This window comes from Psychrobacter sp. ANT_WB68, from assembly GCF_008369115.1.
In the GTDB taxonomy this organism is placed as follows: Bacteria; Pseudomonadota; Gammaproteobacteria; order Pseudomonadales; family Moraxellaceae; genus Psychrobacter.
Map to the genome: position 1 here is coordinate 525316 of NZ_VOAZ01000003.1, position 19658 is coordinate 544973.

The window sequence follows — 19658 nt, forward strand, 5'->3', positions numbered from 1 at the left end:
TAGTTATGTTTTCTAAAATTCTAATCGCCAACCGTGGTGAAATTGCCTGCCGAGTTGCCGCGACTGCCAAGCGTTTGGGCGTAAGTACCGTTGCTGTTTATTCTGATGCTGACCGTGAGGCTAAGCATGTCGCTGTCTGTGATGAGGCTGTTTATTTGGGTGGTTCGGCGCCTAAAGACAGCTACCTCAAGGGCGATGCTATCATTGCGATTGCCAAAGCAACTGGCGCACAAGCGATTCATCCAGGTTATGGTTTTTTAAGTGAAAATGCGGATTTTGCGCAAGCTTGCCAAGATGCTGGTTTGGTATTTATTGGTCCATCGGCTGACGCTATTCGCGCCATGGGTGGAAAATCTGAGTCCAAACGTCTGATGGAAGCGGCTGGCGTGCCACTGATACCCGGCTATCACGGTGAAAACCAAGAAGCAGAATTCTTACAGCAGCAAGCAGACAGCATCGGCTATCCCGTATTGATTAAAGCCAGTGCTGGCGGTGGTGGTAAAGGCATGCGTATCGTTGAACAGAGCAGCGATTTTATTGACCTACTAGACTCATGTCGCCGTGAAGCGATTACCAGTTTTGGTAATGATCAAGTACTGATTGAAAAGTACGCCCTAAAACCACGCCATATCGAAATCCAAGTATTTGGTGATACCCATGGCAATTATGTGCATTTGTTTGAGCGAGATTGCTCGGTACAGCGTCGCCATCAAAAAGTATTAGAAGAAGCGCCAGCACCGGGTGTTGACGCGGCGATGCGTGAAGCAATGGGAACCGCTGCCATTGAAGCCGCGCGTGCGGTCAATTATTTTGGTGCAGGCACGGTCGAGTTTATCGTTGAGCAACGCGCGGGCGCCATGCATTTCTATTTTATGGAGATGAATACCCGTCTGCAAGTTGAGCATCCGGTTAGTGAAGCCATCTCTGGGGTAGATTTGGTTGAATGGCAGCTACTAGTAGCGGCAGGTTTGCCTTTGCCGAAAAAACAAGAGGAGCTAGCGATTAACGGTCATGCGATTGAAGCACGTATCTGTGCTGAAAATCCTGACAATGAATTTCTGCCAGCGACGGGTACTTTATTCACTTATCAAAAACCTGAACACAGCACCTTCAATGTTGCAGATGTGCGTATCGACGATGGCGTACGCGAAGGCGATGTCATTAGTCCGTTCTATGACTCGATGATTGCAAAGCTTATCGTTCATGCGCCCACGCGCGAGCAAGCATTGTCCAAACTTGACCGTGCACTCGCTCAAACGCGCATCGTCGGTCTGCCAAATAACGTCGCATTTTTGCGCTACATTATAAATACCAAGTCTTTTAGTCAGGCCAATCTTGATACGGCGTTGATAGAACGTGAGGCGGACGAGCTATTTAATCAGCATCCACTTGATTTGTCGACGCTTTCGGTGACTGCTATTACGCAGCAGCTTGCCAGTGAAGCGACAATGCAAGGGTCAGATCCGTTTAGTAAGCCGACAGGTTTCCGTGCTTATAGCGACTACACAAGATCGTTTGGCTTGGTTTATGATGAGCAACCTTACACTGCTCGTATTAGTCATTGGCACAATGCAAGTTGTTCTGACGGCAAAAAAGGTGCTGAAAATCTGAGTAGCTTTACGCTGGTCATTGAAAAAGAAATCGCTAACACTCAAGATAACAGCAATGCTAATGTAGCCGCCCAAACAGCAAGGGTTTATGAAGGGCAAGTGAGTTATGCTAGTAGTGACGCACACAATCATACGTTATGGTTAGATGAGGCACGTATTAGCACCCAAAGCTGGGTACATAATGAGACCGTCTATGTGTTCACCGATAGCGGTCGTGACGAAATTACGCTGATCGATATCATGGCGCACGTTGGCGAAGAGAGTGCGGCGGTTGGCAGCTTGAAATCACCAATGCCAGGTCAGGTCGTTGCGTTTAAAGTTGCCGTTGGCGATAGCGTGAAAAAAGGCGAGCCACTTGCGGTTATCGAAGCAATGAAAATCGAACATACCATTACCGCCCCGACGGATGGTGTGGTGGCAGAATTGTTATTTGGCGCCGGTGACTTGGTTGCCGATGGCGATGAGCTATTGCGTATTGACAGTGCAGATAATAAGTAAAAAGGATGATAAGCATGAATCACTCGTACCCAGAACACGTCACCATCGTCGATGTCAGTCCACGTGATGGCTTGCAAAATGAAGCCATGACGGTACCAACGGCGGTTAAGCAAAGGCTTATCGATGATTTAATCGCAGCAGGTGTCAAAAAGCTTGAGGCGACTAGCTTTGTATCGCCAAAATGGGTGCCACAAATGGGTGATAATCGTGCGCTGCTAGAAGCATTGGCGCCCACACGCCATGCGGACGTTTGCTATTCGGTATTAGTGCCCAATATGCGCGGTTTTGAAAATGCCATCATGCATCGTCCTGATGAAATCGTTATCTTTGGCTCTGCCAGTGAAACTTTTAGCCAAAAGAATATCAACTGTAGTATCGATGAAAGTATTGAGCGTTTCGCGCCTGTTGCTGCCGCTGCAAAATCACAAGGTATCAAAGTGCGAGGTGTTATCTCTTGCACGGTCGGTTGCCCCTATGAAGGCGAGATTGACCCAAGCCAAGTGGCTTATGTCACCAAGCGTTTGGTTGAAATAGGTTCAGAGCAGATTGGCATTGCCGATACCATTGGCGTAGGTACGCCGCTCAAGGTACAGCGCGCGTTGCAAGCCGCACTGGAGTACGCTGATATCAGCATGCTATCAGGACATTTTCATGATACTTATGGTCAAGCAGTCAGTAATACCTTAGCCGCCTTACAAATGGGGGTCAGTGAATTTGATACCTCAGTGGCGGGGCTTGGTGGTTGTCCATACGCCAAAGGTGCAACAGGTAATGTCGCCACCGAAGACGTCGTCTATATGCTGCATGGTATGGGCATCAACACAGGCATTGATTTAGATAAGCTGGTCATAGCTGGCGAGCGTATTAGTGAATTTCTAGGTCGTCGCAATGGTTCAAGCGTGGCTCATGCGTTAATTAATAAGCGTCAGGCTTAACTAATACTGCTTGAAAAAACAAATTAAAATTCAAGATTTAAAACATCAAAATACAAGGAATGGTTATGAGTTTACCTGGATTGAATTTTCAGCTTGGCGAAGATATCGACGCCTTACGTGATATGGTGCAGCAGTTTGCTGCCAAAGAAATCGCTCCGCGTGCGGCCGAGATTGACAGTAGCGATGAGTTTCCAATGGATTTGTGGCAAAAGATGGGCCACATTGGTTTACATGGCATCACCGTTCCCGAAGAGTACGGTGGTTCTGATATGGGTTACGTCGCACACATGGTCGCGATGGAAGAGATTAGTCGCGCCTCTGCCTCTGTAGCGCTGAGCTATGGTGCGCATTCAAATCTGTGTATCAACCAAATTAAACGTAACGGCAGTGAAGCTCAAAAACAAAAATATCTGCCAAAATTAATCAGCGGTGAATTTATCGGTGCACTCGCCATGAGTGAAACTGGCGCTGGCTCAGATGTGGTCAGTATGAAGCTGAAAGCCGAAGAGAAAGACGGTCATTATGTGCTAAATGGTAGCAAAATGTGGATTACCAACGGTCCTGATGCTGACGTGATGGTGGTTTATGCTAAGACTAATCCAGAGCTTGGCGCTAAAGGCATGACCGCTTTTATCGTTGAAAAAGGCATGGAAGGCTTTGGCACGGCGCAAAAGCTCGACAAACTTGGCATGCGTGGTAGTCATACTGGTGAGATGACCTTTAACAATGTTGAAGTACCCAAAGAAAATATCTTAGGCGGCCTAAATGAAGGCGTTAAGGTATTGATGAGTGGTCTTGATTATGAGCGTGCGGTATTGGCAGCTGGTCCTATCGGTATCATGCAGGCGGTAATGGACAATGTCGTCCCTTATATCCATGACCGTAAGCAGTTTGGGCAAGCAATTGGTGAGTTCCAGCTCATTCAAGGTAAAGTCGCAGATATGTATACCATCCTGCAAGCAGGGCGCAGCTTCTTATATACCGTTGGTAAAAATCTCGATATGTTAGATAAACGCGGTGCCGGTCATAGTAGAGAAGTGCGTAAAGATTGCGCCAGTGTCATTTTATGGTGTGCTGAAAAAGCCACTTGGATGGCAGGCGAGGGCATTCAAATCTTTGGTGGTAATGGCTATACCAATGAGTATCCGCTTGGTCGCTATTGGCGTGATGCCAAGCTGTATGAAATCGGCGCAGGTACCAGTGAAATTCGCCGGATGTTGGTTGGTCGCGAACTGTTTAACGAGACGAAATAGAAAATATTTAGGTAAAAGTATTTAGGTATTAGTTATAACAAAAAAGCAGTACGTTTTAAGCGTACTGCTTTTTTTTGGTTCTATTTTATGAAAATTTTCAGGAATTATGCCTGCTTACTATGGTCAAAATAGCGTGCCAGACCATTTAATAATAAATCATCACGGATACGCACTGGGCGATTGACGTGTTGGGCGATAATAGCTGCATCGCCACCGGTCATAATGACTTCAAAGTTGGGATGGCGATGGCTAATCTCATTTACCGCGCCAACGATAGATAGTAATATGCCGCGATGTACCGCATCTTGCGTGGTGATACCTTGGCTAACACTATCAAAGGTACCGTTAGAGATGGTGATTTGCTTGGTGCCAGAAAATAATGACTCACGTTGTAGATAGATGCTGGGAAAAATATAACCGCCCAAATGCTCAGCGTGGTCAATCAAATCAATGGTGACTGCTGTACCGCAACCTATCACACATTGACGTTTGGTTTTATCCACCGCGCCCAGCATCTGCAGCCAACGATCACAGCCGAGCTGCTCGTCATTATAAGCACTTTTCATCAGCGGATAATTGGCATCGACATGGACAAATTCAAATGGGATGTTAAGGCGACTTAAAGTCTCTGAAACCTTAGCATTGAGATCATCGCCTAGCACTGATGAGATACCAATAAAGTCAGGCGCATAACGCTCAAAGCGATCGGTCAAACCCATAAGTAATTCGGCCGGCGCTTGCAAATGTTGCTTGGCATCATGTGCGACTATCTGTCCGATATCGTCGGTCAGCCAGTATTTGAGACGGGTGTTTCCCAGATCTAACCAGAGCATAAAAAATCCCTTTATATAGTGCCCGTTGGGTCTTTAATTTAAGCCTTATTAATAACGTCAATGCGTCCGGTAAAAAGCGCAGAAATCTTACCGTTATCTTGACGCAATTGCAAACATCCGTTTGTATCAATACTGCAGGCGTCTCCGGTGACCACATGCGCCTTATCATCATGGTCTTGAGTGACCTGTAATCGCAGACCTGCTAGTGCATCCATCGTTGCAAACTCTTGCAAAAAGCCATCCAGATAATAGGTATGTCCGGTCGGCTTCTCTATATCAAAGTGCTCAAAGCGCGTCATCGCTGCTAGTAATGACTCACTAATTTGCTGATAAAGCGTTTGTAAGGTCGGTAGGCTGTTAGTATTATCTGATTCCAGCATACCGTAAATATCTTGTAAGCTGATCGCTTGATAACTCATGCCTTCGCAAGTTTCTGCCGTCAGCTTTGGAGTGGCTTGTACATTGAGTCCAACCCCCATCACCACACCAACCAATTTTCCTGCCTTCCATACCGGTTCAATTAAAATACCAGCAAGCTTATTAAATTGAATAATTTGCGTATCCAGTTCAGCGTCATCTGATTTAGGTGGGTTTTGATAAAAGCCCAAGTCATTGGCCCATTTTACGCCAATAGGCGTTAAACCTTGTACGCGTAATTGCTTATTTAAGGTTTGGATAACAGGCATTTTTGCCAGTTCAACGCCGATAACTAAGGACAACAAACCGCTAATCGGCATATGCACTGGATGATATAACGACAGATACACATTGCCGCGCGGTGATTGCCATGAACGACCTCGCTGCCCCCGTCCTGCGCTTTGAGACTCAGCCGTTAATAGATGCAATTCCGTGGCGTTCAGCGTACCATTCTGTACCGCTTCTATCAGCTCGCTATTGGTAGAAGCGCTGCTAGTGACGTGACGATGAGTAAGCTCAGATAAATGGACAGAGGGATTGGTTGGTGACGGCATAGATATAGATAACGGCATAAATTTAGTCGCTGTGGTTCATATAATGTTTGATAGAGTCTTTGGCATCGCTTTTGATATACTAACGCGATTGTTAAGAATGATAGCCATCGGCAACATTGTCACGACTTGGATACTAATGACGTGAAGGCGTTAGTTATTATCATATAAAAACAGCCATAATAAAAGGTAGCGCTATGATGTTGTATGTGTGGTTTGTCATTGCAGGGGCATTTGCTGGAGTTAGCGCAGGTCTATTTGGCGTAGGCGGTGGCATGATTATCGTGCCTGCTTTGGTATGGATTTTTACTGCCTATCATTTTCCACCAGAAGTGGTGACTCATCTGGCAATCGGTACCTCACTTGCGACCATCGTAGTAACTTCTATTAGCTCCTTGACTGCGCATAATAAGCGCGGCGGTGTACGTTGGGAAGTGTGGCGCAAAATGGCATTGGGCTTAGTTATCGGTAGTCTGGTCGGTGCTGGTATTGCAGATATGATTGATGGCAAAGTATTACAAGCCATCATCGGTGTGGGCGCGTTATTGGTCGCATTAAAAATGCTGTTCTTTTCTAACAAAGAGCAGTTGGGCAAGCCATTACCGTCAGCTGGCGTACAGTTTGGCGCGGGTACGGGTATTGGTATGGCGTCGTCTATTTTTGGGATTGGGGGTGGCAGTTTAACTGTACCGTTTTTAAATTGGGCAGGACTACCGATGAAGCAAGCGGTTGGCACTTCAGCAGCTTGTGGCTTGCCGATTGCATTGGCTGGCGCGGCAGGCTTTGCATGGTTTGGTCAAGACGTGGTCAATCTACCCGAGGGCACAATAGGCTTTGTCCATATTACGGGTTTCTTATTTATTTCCGTCGCTAGCTTCGCGATGGCAAAAGTGGGTGCCAAGCTTGCTCATGTATTGCCTGCGCTAACACTTAAGCGTGCCTTTGGGGTGTTGCTATTATTTGCAGGTGGGCAGCTGTTGTTAAGTGGGATTGGGGTATTGTAAATTCTTGACAATTATTTTAAATAAATTACCCAATGAGTAATTGATAAATGGAATTATTTTTTCAAAGTGAAAGTTTTATTGTTGCTCTAATTGCTTCAGGTTCAGCATTATTTGGTGTTTTGGTCAGTCAGGGTATTGGTTTCTGGAAGCTGAAGTCTGAACACAAGTATGAGCGACAAATTTTCCTAAGACAAAAGTATGAAGATTTAGTGTTTAGGCTTATTGATTTTTCAATGATCTTAAAATCATTAGATTTGAACGCACAGCAGCAGGAAATAATGCAAGTCAATATTAATGAGTTTATCGAGAAAGGCGGACAAATAGAGGTGATTACTGTGCTTTACTTCCCTAAATTAGTTGATGAATGCAAGAGGTTTTTAGAAGTAGCACATCAGTTGTTCGTATCACAATATGATCGGCATCATAACCTTATAAATAATAATGCAGATAACTTAGATTTGCTTAAAATAAAATTCGATGAAAGATATGATGAATTGTATAGTGAGATTCAAAAATATAAGTCAGACTATACTTAACAACCCACAAACCCTAAAAATCCTCGACAATTTCAGGTAGAATAGCCGCCTGTTTTTGCTAAGTTTATTGATCCTTCATGCGCCTAAAATCTCTCAAGCTGGCAGGCTTTAAATCCTTTGCCAATCCTACGACTTTTACCTTCCGTCATGGTATCACCGCCATTGTCGGGCCAAACGGCTGTGGCAAATCTAATGTGATTGATGCTATTCGTTGGGTGTTGGGTGAAACCTCTGCTAAGCAGCTGCGTGGTGGGGCGATGAGTGATGTCATCTTTGCTGGCACGCAAGATAAAGCCGCCAAAAGTGTCGCCAGCGTCGAGCTGACTTTTGAGCATACCCAAGACGAGCAGAATGGCATTCGCCATGAGTTTAACCTTTATCAAGAGCTGTCCGTCCGCCGTCAGGTAAATTTGGAGGGACGCTCGGATTACTTTATCAATGGCACGCGTTGTCGTCGCCGTGATGTGGTTGATGTATTCTTGGGTACTGGGCTTGGCGCGCGCAGTTATGCAGTCATTGAGCAAGGTATGATTGGGCGGATTGTCGAATCCAGCCCGCTGCAGTTGCGTGAATTTATCGAAGAAGCAGCGGGGGTTTCGCGCTATCAAGCGCGCCGCGAAGAAACGCAAAAAAAGCTTGAGAAGACCCAAGATAATTTAGCACGCCTGCACGATATGCAAAGCGAGCTGGTCAGCCAACAAAAACGCTTATCTAAACAAGCAGCCAGTGCTGAGCGTTACGAAGAACTGGCATTAACGCTTGCTGATATCAAACAACAGCTGGCCATTCAGCAACTGTATCAAGCCAAGCATACCCAGCAGCAGCAAAAAATCGCCCATGAGCATAGCGCCGCCGAAGTCACCACACTGCAAGCTCGTTATGAAGGTTTGAAAGCTAAGCAAGATAAACTTGCTACTCATATCAATCAAGAGCAGTGGCTCAAAGACGATGCTCAAAGCAGCCATTATCAGCAGCAGCTAAGCTATCAACAAGCTGAGCATGAGCTTAGCGATGCCAAATCACAGCTGACTACTATTGAACAGCAATTAACTGGGTTAGAACAGCAGCGCGAACAAGCAGTCGATGAGATTGAGCGGTTACGAGCTGAGCAAGCTGAGCAGCGGAATATATTAGAAGAATTGCGTCCGCAGCTGATTGAACTTAGTAACAAACGTGAATCGCACAAACGTAATGAGCAACCATTGCAGCACGCCTACCATGACGCGCAAAATCAGCTGTCCCGTTTGCAAGACAATGCGCGCATGCTTGAGCAACAGCAAGCGATTAATAGCCAAGCGCAAAAGCGTCATCAGCAAAGCTATGATAAATGGCAACGCCGTCAGAAAAATTGGCAGGATTTATGGCAGCAATTACAACAATCACTATCATCAGTTAAGATTACTGATGGACGCGAGAAAATTGATGCGAACAACTTACAGCAGACCTTAGAGACACAGGTTGCTGAGCTAAATAGACAGCTGGAGCAAATTGAGCGCCAACAAGATAGTATCGATGAGCGACTGTCTGAACTTCAACCGCAAGCGCATGAGTTACAGCATCGCTTAAACACGCAGCAGCGTGAATTAAGCGAGAATGAAAAGCGCCACGCCGTATTGGCAAGTGAGTACGATACGCTGCACAAGATATTGCATCCTAAACCTACGCCAAAACCTCAACAGCTTACTCATACAAAAACTGTCGAAGCAAAAACTGCATTAGAAAATGAAGTAGCTAGCGACTATAACGAATTAGTCATCACGACCTTGCGTGAGCAGATTGAGCTAAGCGCGAAAGGGCAACAGCATGCGCAGCTGCTCGATAGCGTATTGGCGTTGTGGTTGGATAGCCACGTATTAATATCAAATCAAACCAACCAGTCAAACATGCAGAACGCTAATGGCGATTCTCAAAAAGCAACCTTATGGCAAGTGCTTGAGCATGATTTAGCTGATGTGTTTACTTATCAAGCTGTGCAAAATGAGCAGGTTAATAGAAAAGGCAAGTCGCTAATAGAAACAGGTCATAGCTTGTGGTTATCTACTAAGCAAAATGAGACAAATACAGAGCCATTTATCGGCAATTTGCCAGCTACTTTAACTGATAAAGTACTACCGTTATCACAGCTGATTACGCAGCCCGCATTAGTGCTTTGGCAGCACTGTTATTTATATATTGCGCAGCCTGAGACAGATAATAAGCAAACGTTAGAAGCGTTGGCTGAGATTTTAAAAGCATTGCCGCCATCCGGCATTTTGCTAACGTCTGATGGCTGGCTCATCAGTCGTCAGGGTACGATGAATCTAAGTAAGTTTGCTAACGCGCAAGATGGTCAAAACAATAGTAATAGTCAATTCTTGACTCAGCGTTTACAGCAGCGCAGCCGTCTGCAAGCGTTAGAAGATCTGCTTGATGAGTTTGAAACCAAGATACAAGCCCAGCAAAAGGCTATAGCGAAAAATCAGCAAAACTATGATGCATTGACAGTCAGCTTAGAGGAAACGCGCGCACAAGCTGAGCAATTAACCCGCGATAAACATAAATGTCAGCAGCAGCTTACCACGCAGCGCGCCAACGTTGAGCGCGTGCAAGCAGATAGCCAACGCCTCAATGCAGACAAAGTAGCTCTTGAGCTAGAAAAAACAGAGTTGGCACAAGAACAGCAAACGATCAATGACGAGCAGAACGGTATCCAAAGCGAGATAGCAGCGCTAACGCCACAAATCGCCAATGCGCGAGCGACAACTCAGCAATTACAAGCGGAACGCAGTGAGCTCACCCGTACGCGTCAGGCAGACGATGACGCTTGGCAAGCCTTGCAGCTTCGTATTCAACAAAGCGAGATGCGTTTAGAGCATAGTGTTAGTAGCCTTACGCGAGCGAGCGAGCAATACGATAAGTCGCTGCAAAGTGCGCAGAGTTTAAAGGCGCGTTATGAGCAGCAGCAAAGTAAGCTGCCCGCACTGCAAGCTGCATTGCAAAACGCGCAAACCGTACGCGATGAGCAACAGGTAATATTAACGACGCGCGAAACCGCATTAACGGTGCTTAAACAAGATTATAGTCAGCAGCAGGTCGAGTTAGATACTTTGCAAAATACTTTGCAAAATCAACAAAGTGAGCTTGCACGTCTCGCCACCGATTTGGCTCTAAGCATGGCACGGCTAGACGATGCTAGCAGCCATGCGCAAGAAGCGCTAGATGCTTACTATAATATGAGCCATAAATGTAAATCGCAATCGGACATATCACAGCACCCGCAGCAAATGATGAGTGTCTCAAATTTATTAGCGGATTTTATTGCTCATGATCGCCGTGTGCGTCCAGATAAAATCGCTGAGCTTGAGTCCGAACGTACGAAACTTGAGCAGCAATTAGGTAAAATTGGCGCAGTTAATCTTGCCGCCGTGGCAGAATTGGCTGAGGTCAATGAACGTCTAGAGCCACTCGCACAGCAGACAGCAGATATTGCCGCCAGTATGCAGACGTTGACGGAGGCAATTGCATCGATTGATGAGACTACTAAGACTTTATTTATGCAGACGCTCGATGCGGTCAATAACGAGCTTGCCAATTTATTTGCCAAAGTTTTTGGCGGTGGGCAAGCAAGCTTAACGCTAAATACTGATGATATGCCTGCTAATGCACTAAAATCAGAACAGTGGCGGGCAGGGCTAACATTGATGGCACAGCCAAAAGGCAAGCGTAATAGCCGCTTGGCCGTACTTTCAGGCGGTGAAAAAACCCTGACCGCGCTGAGTTTGATTTTTGCGATATTTAAGCAGCACCCCGCACCGTTTTGTGTGCTTGATGAAGTCGACGCGCCACTTGATGATGCCAACGTTGCCCGCTTTACCAGTCTGATTCATGAATTGGCAGATGATTTACAGTTTATCTTTATCAGTCATAATAAGTTAACGATGCAGATTGCTGATGAGTTGAAAGGCGTCACCATGCCAAGCGCAGGTATTTCTACTTTGGTCAGCGTCTCGCTCGATGAAGCTGCGCGTTACCTTTCTGATTAAGAGCAGCGCACAGTAGCAAAATAATTAATAACTGCAAGCGATAGTCGGTGGTATAGTTAGGGCTGAGGTTATAAGGTCACGCAAGTGTGTCAGCTTCACGGTAAACGATGACTATATGGTGACGATATTAATCAGCCATGCTAGACTATTGCCATTTATTCCCTCTTATGTATTCCCTTTTGTCATATATTAGGATGTATTTCTCATGACCGCTATCCAGTTTATATTGATCGCCATTGCCGCATTTATCGTGCTCGCAGGGCTAATTATGGTCATGCGTAGCTTTAAGCGTCGCAAAACTGCTGAGGCTGCCGCGGTCAATTATGATAAAAACGGTATTCCAATCATACCGCGCCACGAGCGCAATATCGTTGATCAGCCAAACTTAGATGACACCGTCGCGGGCGAGACCACCATAGCGCCTGATCGCAGCTATCTAAATGCGGTCGTTGAAGATGCGCCTTTGAGCCAATCTCATACCAACGTCGATGCGCAGCTAACGGCTGAGCGCCATGATGTTAATGACGATAATAGTGGCATGATAGATGACGGCGACTATACGCGCTGGCAAGCTGAGCAGCAGCACGCCGATGACAGCGAGTTTGTATCTACCGCAGAACATATGAATATCGAGCAAGAGCCAGATGCGTTTTCGAGCTTGGTCTCAGCAACCGATAGTCTGATGCCAGTGATTGATACCGCAGACGAGCCAAGCTTTGATAATAATAGTCCGATACTCGATCAGCATCTCTCAGAGCCGGTTGATGACGCACAAAACGCTCCATTGATCAATGCCAAAGACAATATCAATATCACCATCTTGCCGCATCAATATCGTGACCGTCCAGCCGCGATTATCCGTGGTCGTGACTTGTTGGCCTTAATTGATAAATACGGCTTGCGCTATGGCGCGATGAATATGTTCCATCGCTATGAGCAAAAAGACGGTACGGGCATGCTGTGGTTCAGTATGATGGGCATCACTGATAGCGGTATCGCGCCTTTTGACCCGCATAGTGTGGCGACCAATACTTATAACGGCGTGGTGGTATTCTTATCCTTGCCGCACCCACAAGCGCTGCGCAGTTTCGATAGTATGATGAGCATTGCATATATGATGGCAAGCGATTTGGACGCCATTATGCTCGATGAAGAGAACGAACCAATTACCCCTGAGTATAAACAACAGCTGCGTAATCAAGTGCGCGATTATGAAGGGTAAAGTCTAAATAGACAAACAGTTAAAATTATCTCTAAAGCATTCTAAAGGCAAATAGCGATTGACGTTATTTGCCTTTTTTAGTTTTCGGTTGGTGAGTGTTCATTAGACGGATTTTCTACAAAATGATATCCGCATATCCTGCAAACTTGTTATCATATCGGCATCTTGAATCGCAAAGAAAAGACGCCGACTATGACTGATCCTATCGCACCGCTTACCTCTACAGACATCAATACTGCAAAATCTGCCGACAATGATGATGCTATCGTCGCCCAAATGCGTACGTTTATCGATGCGCTTAAGCAACATAATCATGCCTATTATGTGCTCGACAATCCCATCTTAGAAGACAGTGAATACGATCAGTTGCGCCGCTCTTTACTAGAGCTTGAAGAACAATATCCAGAATTGGTACAGCCGGACAGTCCCATTAATCAAGTCGGTGACATGCCGCTATCAGCTTTTACCCAAGTCACCCATGATATCCCTATGCTGTCACTGGGTAATGTCTTTGATTATGACGAGTTGCATACCTTTATGCGCCGCGTCAATGATCGTCTTAATGACGCGCAGAAAAATCCTGAGTATGAAATGGAGCTAAAGCTTGATGGTTTGGCAGTGTCACTCAAATATGCTTATGGACAATTTATCCAAGCGGTGACACGCGGTGATGGTCAAACGGGCGAAGATATTACCCAAAATGCCAAAACCATTCGCAATTTACCGCTTTGGCTAGCCGCTGCCGCTGATATTGAGCTGTTAGAAGTACGCGGCGAAGTGCTGATGCCCAAAGCAGGTTTTGAGCGTCTGAATCGCTTAGCGGAAGAAAAAGGCGATAAAACCTTTGCCAATCCACGCAATGCGGCCGCTGGCAGTTTACGTCAGCTAGACCCAGCGATTGCTGCCAGCCGCCCGCTGGCCTTTTATTGCTATTCAGTGAATCAAGGTCTATCTGAGACCATCGATACCCAATCAGCCGCCTTGGCTTGGCTTGGTGACATTGGTTTTAGCGTCAGTGCTGTGAGAGTGGTAAAAAACCCGCGCGAAGCACAAGCCTATTATGAATCGATGACTGAAAAACGCGCAAAATTACCATTTGAAATTGATGGTATGGTCATCAAGGTAAATAACCTAGCATTGCAGCAGCAGCTTGGGTTTTTATCGCGTGAGCCGCGCTGGGCAACCGCCTATAAATTCCCTGCTGAAACCGTTATGACACGTCTAAATGATATCGAGTGGCAAGTCGGACGCACCGGACAGATCACGCCAGTCGGTAAACTTGAACCGGTAAAAGTCGGCGGCGTCACGGTCAGCAATGTCACCTTGCATAACTTTGGTGAGATTCAGCGCTTAGACGTGCGCGCAGGCGATATGGTCAGCGTCCATCGAGCAGGTGACGTTATTCCCAAAGTTACCCGCGTTTGGCATGAGCAGCGTCCAGAAAACTCTCAACCTGTACAGTTACCGTCGACCTGTCCGGTGTGCGACTCACCTGTGGTATTGCCCAAAGATGAAGCCTTGGCACGCTGTACGGGTGGACTATTTTGCCCTGCACAGCAACAAGAAGCACTTATTCACTTTGTCTCGCGTCGGGCGATGGATATCGACGGCTTAGGCGCAAGTTGGCTGATTAGCTTTTTTGAGCACGGTTTGGTCAAGACCGTCGCTGATATTTATCAGTTACACACGCATCAAGACGAGCTAATTACGCTTGAGAAACTGGGCGAAAAATCTGTTCAAAACATTCTCAGCGCTATCGAAGCCAGTAAACGGACCACACTCGCGCGCTTTATCTATGCGCTTGGTATTCGCGGTGTCGGTGAGACCACGGCGCAAAGCCTGGCTCAGCAATTTGGCGACCTTGATGCCTTAATGTCTGCCAGTATCGAAAAACTGCTACTTACGCCAGATGTGGGCGCTATTACTGCTGAGCTGACTCATAAGTTCTTCCGTGCACCGCATAATGTCGAAGTTATCACGGCACTGCGCGAGGCAGGCGTGTATTGGGATAAGGTCGAGCAAGTGGTGTCAGAGGGATTGACGCTCGATGGGCAGACGTGGGTTATAACCGGCGCACTTGATAGCATGGCGCGTGATGAAGCCAAAGCCAAGCTACAAGCGCTCGGCGCAAAAGTCTCCGGTAGCATCTCGGCGAAAACTACCGCACTGTTGGCAGGGGATAAAGCTGGCTCGAAGCTGATTAAAGCTGAAAAGCTTGGCGTGAAGGTGGTGGGTGAGGAAGAGTTTTTGGCGTTGGTTGGGGAGTAGGGAAAGTCCTTGCCATTAAAAGAGCAAAGAGACAGAAAAGAAAAAGCATGGCCTCAGCATCGCTTGCTTTAATAGTGGGCAAATATGCGGGTCGTGAGCCGTCTTTCTTTAATGTTTCACTCGGCGCTCGTCCCTCGCGCAAAAAATTTCGCATATAAAAGTGTAGGGTGCGTCCAGCGCACCATTCAAGAGACGGATTTTGAATTTATATATTATTTAATAAGTAATTCAATGTGGAGTGTTTTCTATAAATAAGTTTTTTAATCTGTTATTACGTGTTTATGCGCTGGGCGCACCCTACAACTAGTAGCGTGTGCCATATAAATCAAAACACACGCTATCAACTTCTACTCCTGCACCTCTCCATGTCCCTTCACATCACCTTTCTTACCATCTGGCTGAATGACGATAGGTAACACCAATCCTTTAGCAAAGTCATCAGACAGCACATAATCATAGCTGCCAGCAGCGATATCGGGCGTGGTATGAATGATCAGTTTCATCTCTTTATTATCGGTCAGTTCATGTGAGACATAGCTTTCACTGAGTTGATCCAAGGCTTTTGATAGTGCCTCATTACTTGCCATGCTCACAGTTAGGTTATGCTGAGCAGTAGCATTATCTACCTTAAAGTACTCAGCATAATCACGAACATTTTGGCTATCAAGTGCAAATGGATATTTATAATTGGCGGGGTCAGCAGGTTCTTCACCGCTATCCATGACTGACCAATCTATCGTATTTGCTACCGCTGAGTCCGTCGTTGATACCGCCGTATCAGTGTTTTTATTAGCAGTAGTATCCGTACTATTATCGCAGCCTGAAAGCGCCCATATACTGGCAGTTGCGATGATGAGCATAGTTATAAGACGCTTTGGCATCGAGATATCCTCTTTATGATGAGTCATAAGACATTTTTATAGATGGACTATTTTGACAGCTTTCTGTGCGCTTCTCTAGCGAAATACAGAACAGGGCTGTTTCTTATGTTAGCAATTCAACTAATAAGGCGCGTTTTCTATAAGGCGCTACAACAGAGCAAGCATAAAAAAAACAGCCATCTTTCGATGACTGTTTAATAGGTACTATGCGCTATCTGTTGCGTCTATCTGCTGCTTAGATTTGGCAGTTTACTTGGTATTCTTTACCATTTGCCCATTTCATCGCAAAGATACCTTTGTCGCCTTTCATGTGCCATGCATAGACCACTTCTGGATTTGACTCATTCACATAGCTTGCTGTATCACCTTGCACGCCACCATTTAGGATAATTGGCTGGTTTGCCCAGTTTACTTTAGGTAATGTGGCATCTAGCATCACTTGTTTTTTATTGATTGACTGTTTTGCTCGGATGGTGCTGCCATCAGTACAGGTATAAGGTGCTGGTGCCATACGGTCATAAGCGGCGTCAGTCACGTTTTCTGATGCAGGGGTTTTGTTTGGCGTTGTAGGTGCAGTAGTCGCACACGCGCTGAGTAGAGCAAGGGCAGGTAACGCAACAGCAACTTTAGTTAGGATATTCATGGCTTTCTCCAAAATTATATGATTTATAATGTGTTTTTTTAACGATATGTTTTTTAACGATGCGTGCAGCATATAGCGCATATGTTAACGAAAACCCTTTCTGGATAATGTTAGAAATTGTTTGTTACATGTTCACTAAGTTACTAAAACACTGATTAATGTAACGATATACTTAAAAGATTTTGTAAAATAACTAAGCCTAAGTAAGTTAAATAACAAGCATCAAAGTAGTCAGCCAATTTAATAAATCAGACATAATAAAGCGCCTATCGACTGATGAGCCGATAGGCGCTTTGGTTTGAGCTTAATTAATCAGTTTGAACTGGTTTAATAGCGATAGTTAACAGCCACTAAGCTATTTGGTCTTACGAGGTGGTAAGCCAGTATGTTGGGTTTGGAAGTTGCCTTTACTGACTCTTTTGCTGTTTTTGCTCGAGGTATTTTTTACAGCGCTAGGACTATTATTGCTGCGTTTCACTGAGTCATTACCCAAACGGCTGTTCTTTTTACGCGCCGATTGGTAGCTGTCTTGCACCGCATCGCGACCTTCTAGACTGGCATTAAATGGCGGAATTAAGCAGCCACGATTTTTACCAATCAAGTCACCGCGTCCCATGTCTTGCAGTGCTTTACGTAATAGTACCCAGTTTTTTGGGTCATGATAGCGTAAGAAAGCTTTGTGCAATTTGCGCTGCTTACCAGATTTGACGATATCCATATCACCTTCGTCACGGCTGATTTTATGCAGTGGATCTTTATGGGTATGATACATAGTGGTCGCGGTCGCCATCGGGCTTGGATAAAACGCCTGTACTTGGTCAGCGCGGTAGCCATTACTTTTTAGCCATAGGGCCAGATTCATCATATCTTCATCTTTGGTACCTGGATGGGCAGCGATAAAGTAAGGAATTAGATATTGTTCTTTGCCCGCTTCTTGGCTGTACTGCTCAAACATGGCTTTAAATTTGTCATAATTGCCCATACCAGGTTTCATCATTTTTGATAAAACGTTTTCTTCTGAATGCTCAGGGGCAATCTTTAGATAGCCACCAACATGATGGGTCACCAATTCCTTGACGTATTCAGGATCTTTAATCGCCAAATCATAACGTAGACCTGAAGCAATAAGGATTTTCTTTACGCCTTTGATATCACGTGCTTTACGATACAGCTGGGTCAAGTTACTGTGATCGGTAATCAGGTTTTCGCAAACATCAGGATAGACACACGATGGTTTGCGGCAGTTCTTTTCAATCGTTTCGTCTTTACAGTTCAGACGATACATATTGGCGGTCGGACCACCAAGGTCAGAGATGACACCGGTAAAGTTCGGCGCAGTATCACGAATCGCTTCGACTTCACGTAAAATAGAGTCTTCTGAGCGGTTTTGGATAATGCGTCCTTCGTGCTCGGTAATCGAGCAAAAAGTACAACCGCCAAAACAGCCACGCATAATATTGACCGAAAATTTAATCATGTCGTAAGCAGGGATACGTGCATCGCCATAACTTGGATGCGGCAGACGCGCGTACGGTAAGTCAAACACATAATCCATCTCTTCCGTCGATAACGGAATCGGTGGCGGATTGAGCCAAACGTCAATCGAGGTATGTGAATTACCAGCACCGCTACTATGACGCTGTACTAAAGCGCGGGCATTACCCGGATTGGTCTCAAGGTGCAAGATACGGCTGGCATGCGCATAAAGTACAGGGTCGGATTTGACATGTTCGTAATCGGGTAGACGAATGACCGTTTGCTCGCGTGGTGGCATTTTAATTTTATGCTTACGGGCAGTCATCGGTTTATCAAAGCCGCGCATTTGTACCACTTGCGTTTCTTCATCGACTTGATCAGCATTCAAGATTTTATTGGTCACTGGCTCAGATACGAAGCCTGGATATTGTGAAGCCATTCCTGACAGTGCTTGCCCAACAGGTGAGTCAGATGGCTTTTCCTGTTCAATTTTGCAGCTGTCAACGTCTTCAGTCATGACATATGGATTGATAATTGGATCGACACGACCAACGGTATCGACGTCATTACTGGCAACCTCGGTCATGCCCGCTTGCCAATGACGGCGCGTCGGCGTGAGCAAGTACGCTGTACCGCGCAAGCTGCTCATTTGCTCAAAGCTATAGCCTTTAGATAGACCATGTACCACATCGACGATGGCGCGCTCAGCATTACCATATAATAAAACATCGGCACGGGCATCCATCAAGATGCTGCGACGGACTTTATCCGACCAATAATCATAATGCGCGATACGGCGTAAGCTGCCTTCGATACCACCTAAAATAATAGGCACATCAGGATAAGCTTCGCGGCAGCGCTGGCTATAAACGATAGCAGCGCGGTCAGGACGTTTGTCAGCCACGTTACCCGGCGAGTAAGCGTCATCACTACGGATTTTACGATCAGCGGTATAGCGGTTAATCATGCTGTCCATGTTGCCAGCGGTCACGCCATAAGCATAGACTGGCTTACCAAGCTCCATAAACGCATTTTTACTCTTCCAATCTGGCTGCGCAATGATACCGACGCGAAAGCCTTGCGCCTCTAGCAAGCGTCCAATAATCGCCATACCAAAGCTTGGATGATCGACATAAGCATCGCCTGAGATAATGATAACGTCACAGGCATCCCAGCCAAGCTCATCCATCTCTTTGCGGCTCATCGGCAAATAAGGCGCGGGCTCGTAGCAGCTCGCCCAATGTTTGTCATAGTCATAAAGGGGTTTGGTGCCTTGTTTAAAGGCGGTGCGGGCGATGGTATCGGCAGACATGAGCGGACCTGTTAATTAGAAAATGGTACTAAAAATAAGCCGTTATCATTCTTAATTAATAACGGCTTATTTAAAAGCGCTCATTTTAACATGAATTGCACTCATGATGTGATAAACGATTAGCGATAAGTTATTGATAGCGTAAGATAATCTGTATACAAACAGGTTTGTTAAAAATAAGAAACATCTATTTGCTT

General features: G+C 45.8%; 13 protein-coding genes. 8 read left to right on the top strand and 5 right to left on the bottom strand.

Features of this window, described 5'->3' with window-relative positions; translation table 11 throughout:
* Positions 1–5 precede the first annotated feature (5 nt).
* The 3 genes from FQ084_RS10695 to FQ084_RS10705 all read left to right on the top strand — a co-directional run bounded on the left by FQ084_RS10695 (position 6) and on the right by FQ084_RS10705 (position 4296).
* Positions 6–2108 (top strand): acetyl/propionyl/methylcrotonyl-CoA carboxylase subunit alpha, encoded by a 2103-nt coding sequence (locus FQ084_RS10695; protein ID WP_149490607.1) that lies wholly within the window; start codon positions 6–8, stop codon positions 2106–2108.
* A gap of 14 nt (positions 2109–2122) precedes the next feature.
* Positions 2123–3043 carry a hydroxymethylglutaryl-CoA lyase gene (locus FQ084_RS10700; RefSeq protein ID WP_149490608.1) on the top strand — a complete coding sequence of 307 codons (921 nt, stop codon included), beginning with the start codon at positions 2123–2125 and terminating at the stop codon, positions 3041–3043.
* A gap of 65 nt (positions 3044–3108) precedes the next feature.
* The gene (locus tag FQ084_RS10705; protein WP_149490609.1) at positions 3109–4296 is read left to right on the top strand and encodes an isovaleryl-CoA dehydrogenase; all 1188 of its coding nucleotides are present in this window, start codon (positions 3109–3111) and stop codon (positions 4294–4296) included.
* Positions 4297–4400: 104 nt separating this feature from the next.
* On the opposite strand, the gene FQ084_RS10710 is transcribed toward FQ084_RS10705, so the two are convergent.
* Both FQ084_RS10710 and FQ084_RS10715 read right to left on the bottom strand, forming a co-directional pair.
* Positions 4401–5129, bottom strand: a complete 729-nt coding sequence (locus FQ084_RS10710; RefSeq protein WP_149490610.1) for a pantothenate kinase — start codon at positions 5127–5129, stop codon at positions 4401–4403.
* 38 nt (positions 5130–5167) lie between these two features.
* The gene (locus tag FQ084_RS10715; RefSeq protein WP_149490611.1) at positions 5168–6118 is read right to left on the bottom strand and encodes a biotin--[acetyl-CoA-carboxylase] ligase; all 951 of its coding nucleotides are present in this window, start codon (positions 6116–6118) and stop codon (positions 5168–5170) included.
* Between the two features lie 179 nt (positions 6119–6297).
* Here FQ084_RS10715 and FQ084_RS10720 point away from each other — a divergent pair, with 179 nt between their 5' ends.
* The 5 genes from FQ084_RS10720 to ligA all read left to right on the top strand — a co-directional run bounded on the left by FQ084_RS10720 (position 6298) and on the right by ligA (position 15149).
* The gene (locus FQ084_RS10720) at positions 6298–7101 is read left to right on the top strand and encodes a sulfite exporter TauE/SafE family protein (RefSeq protein ID WP_188032956.1); all 804 of its coding nucleotides are present in this window, start codon (positions 6298–6300) and stop codon (positions 7099–7101) included.
* 47 nt (positions 7102–7148) lie between these two features.
* Positions 7149–7637: a hypothetical protein gene (locus FQ084_RS10725; RefSeq protein WP_149490613.1), complete on the top strand. Its 489-nt coding sequence runs from the start codon at positions 7149–7151 to the stop codon at positions 7635–7637.
* Between the two features lie 77 nt (positions 7638–7714).
* Entirely contained in the window at positions 7715–11659 is a 3945-nt protein-coding gene (locus FQ084_RS10730) for an AAA family ATPase (RefSeq protein WP_149490614.1), read from the top strand.
* A gap of 205 nt (positions 11660–11864) precedes the next feature.
* Entirely contained in the window at positions 11865–12881 is a 1017-nt protein-coding gene (locus FQ084_RS10735) for a cell division protein ZipA C-terminal FtsZ-binding domain-containing protein (protein WP_149490615.1), read from the top strand.
* A gap of 192 nt (positions 12882–13073) precedes the next feature.
* Entirely contained in the window at positions 13074–15149 is a 2076-nt protein-coding gene (gene ligA, locus FQ084_RS10740; protein WP_149490616.1) for an NAD-dependent DNA ligase LigA, read from the top strand.
* A 347-nt stretch (positions 15150–15496) separates the two neighbouring features.
* Here ligA and FQ084_RS10745 read toward each other — a convergent pair whose 3' ends face one another.
* From FQ084_RS10745 to FQ084_RS10755, 3 genes are all read right to left on the bottom strand, one after another.
* Positions 15497–16030 (bottom strand): hypothetical protein, encoded by a 534-nt coding sequence (locus tag FQ084_RS10745; RefSeq protein ID WP_149490617.1) that lies wholly within the window; start codon positions 16028–16030, stop codon positions 15497–15499.
* Between the two features lie 235 nt (positions 16031–16265).
* Entirely contained in the window at positions 16266–16673 is a 408-nt protein-coding gene (locus FQ084_RS10750; protein ID WP_149490618.1) for a hypothetical protein, read from the bottom strand.
* A gap of 355 nt (positions 16674–17028) precedes the next feature.
* A complete protein-coding gene (locus FQ084_RS10755; RefSeq protein WP_149490619.1) occupies positions 17029–19461 on the bottom strand; it encodes a YgiQ family radical SAM protein in 2433 nt (810 codons plus the stop codon).
* Between the last annotated feature and the right edge of the window lie 197 nt (positions 19462–19658).

What these genes read in the sequence shown, in the direction of transcription:
- FQ084_RS10720 (WP_188032956.1), top strand. Translation starts at nt 6,298, where the DNA reads ATGTTGTATGTGTGGTTTGTCATTGCAGGGGCATTTGCTGGAGTTAGC.
- FQ084_RS10725 (WP_149490613.1), top strand. Translation starts at nt 7,149, where the DNA reads ATGGAATTATTTTTTCAAAGTGAAAGTTTTATTGTTGCTCTAATTGCT.
- FQ084_RS10730 (WP_149490614.1), top strand. Translation starts at nt 7,715, where the DNA reads ATGCGCCTAAAATCTCTCAAGCTGGCAGGCTTTAAATCCTTTGCCAAT.
- FQ084_RS10745 (WP_149490617.1), bottom strand. Translation starts at nt 16,030, where the DNA reads ATGCCAAAGCGTCTTATAACTATGCTCATCATCGCAACTGCCAGTATA.
- FQ084_RS10755 (WP_149490619.1), bottom strand. Translation starts at nt 19,461, where the DNA reads ATGTCTGCCGATACCATCGCCCGCACCGCCTTTAAACAAGGCACCAAA.
- FQ084_RS10705 (WP_149490609.1), top strand. Translation starts at nt 3,109, where the DNA reads ATGAGTTTACCTGGATTGAATTTTCAGCTTGGCGAAGATATCGACGCC.
- FQ084_RS10715 (WP_149490611.1), bottom strand. Translation starts at nt 6,118, where the DNA reads ATGCCGTTATCTATATCTATGCCGTCACCAACCAATCCCTCTGTCCAT.
- FQ084_RS10735 (WP_149490615.1), top strand. Translation starts at nt 11,865, where the DNA reads ATGACCGCTATCCAGTTTATATTGATCGCCATTGCCGCATTTATCGTG.
- FQ084_RS10695 (WP_149490607.1), top strand. Translation starts at nt 6, where the DNA reads ATGTTTTCTAAAATTCTAATCGCCAACCGTGGTGAAATTGCCTGCCGA.
- FQ084_RS10700 (WP_149490608.1), top strand. Translation starts at nt 2,123, where the DNA reads ATGAATCACTCGTACCCAGAACACGTCACCATCGTCGATGTCAGTCCA.
- FQ084_RS10710 (WP_149490610.1), bottom strand. Translation starts at nt 5,129, where the DNA reads ATGCTCTGGTTAGATCTGGGAAACACCCGTCTCAAATACTGGCTGACC.
- ligA (WP_149490616.1), top strand. Translation starts at nt 13,074, where the DNA reads ATGACTGATCCTATCGCACCGCTTACCTCTACAGACATCAATACTGCA.
- FQ084_RS10750 (WP_149490618.1), bottom strand. Translation starts at nt 16,673, where the DNA reads ATGAATATCCTAACTAAAGTTGCTGTTGCGTTACCTGCCCTTGCTCTA.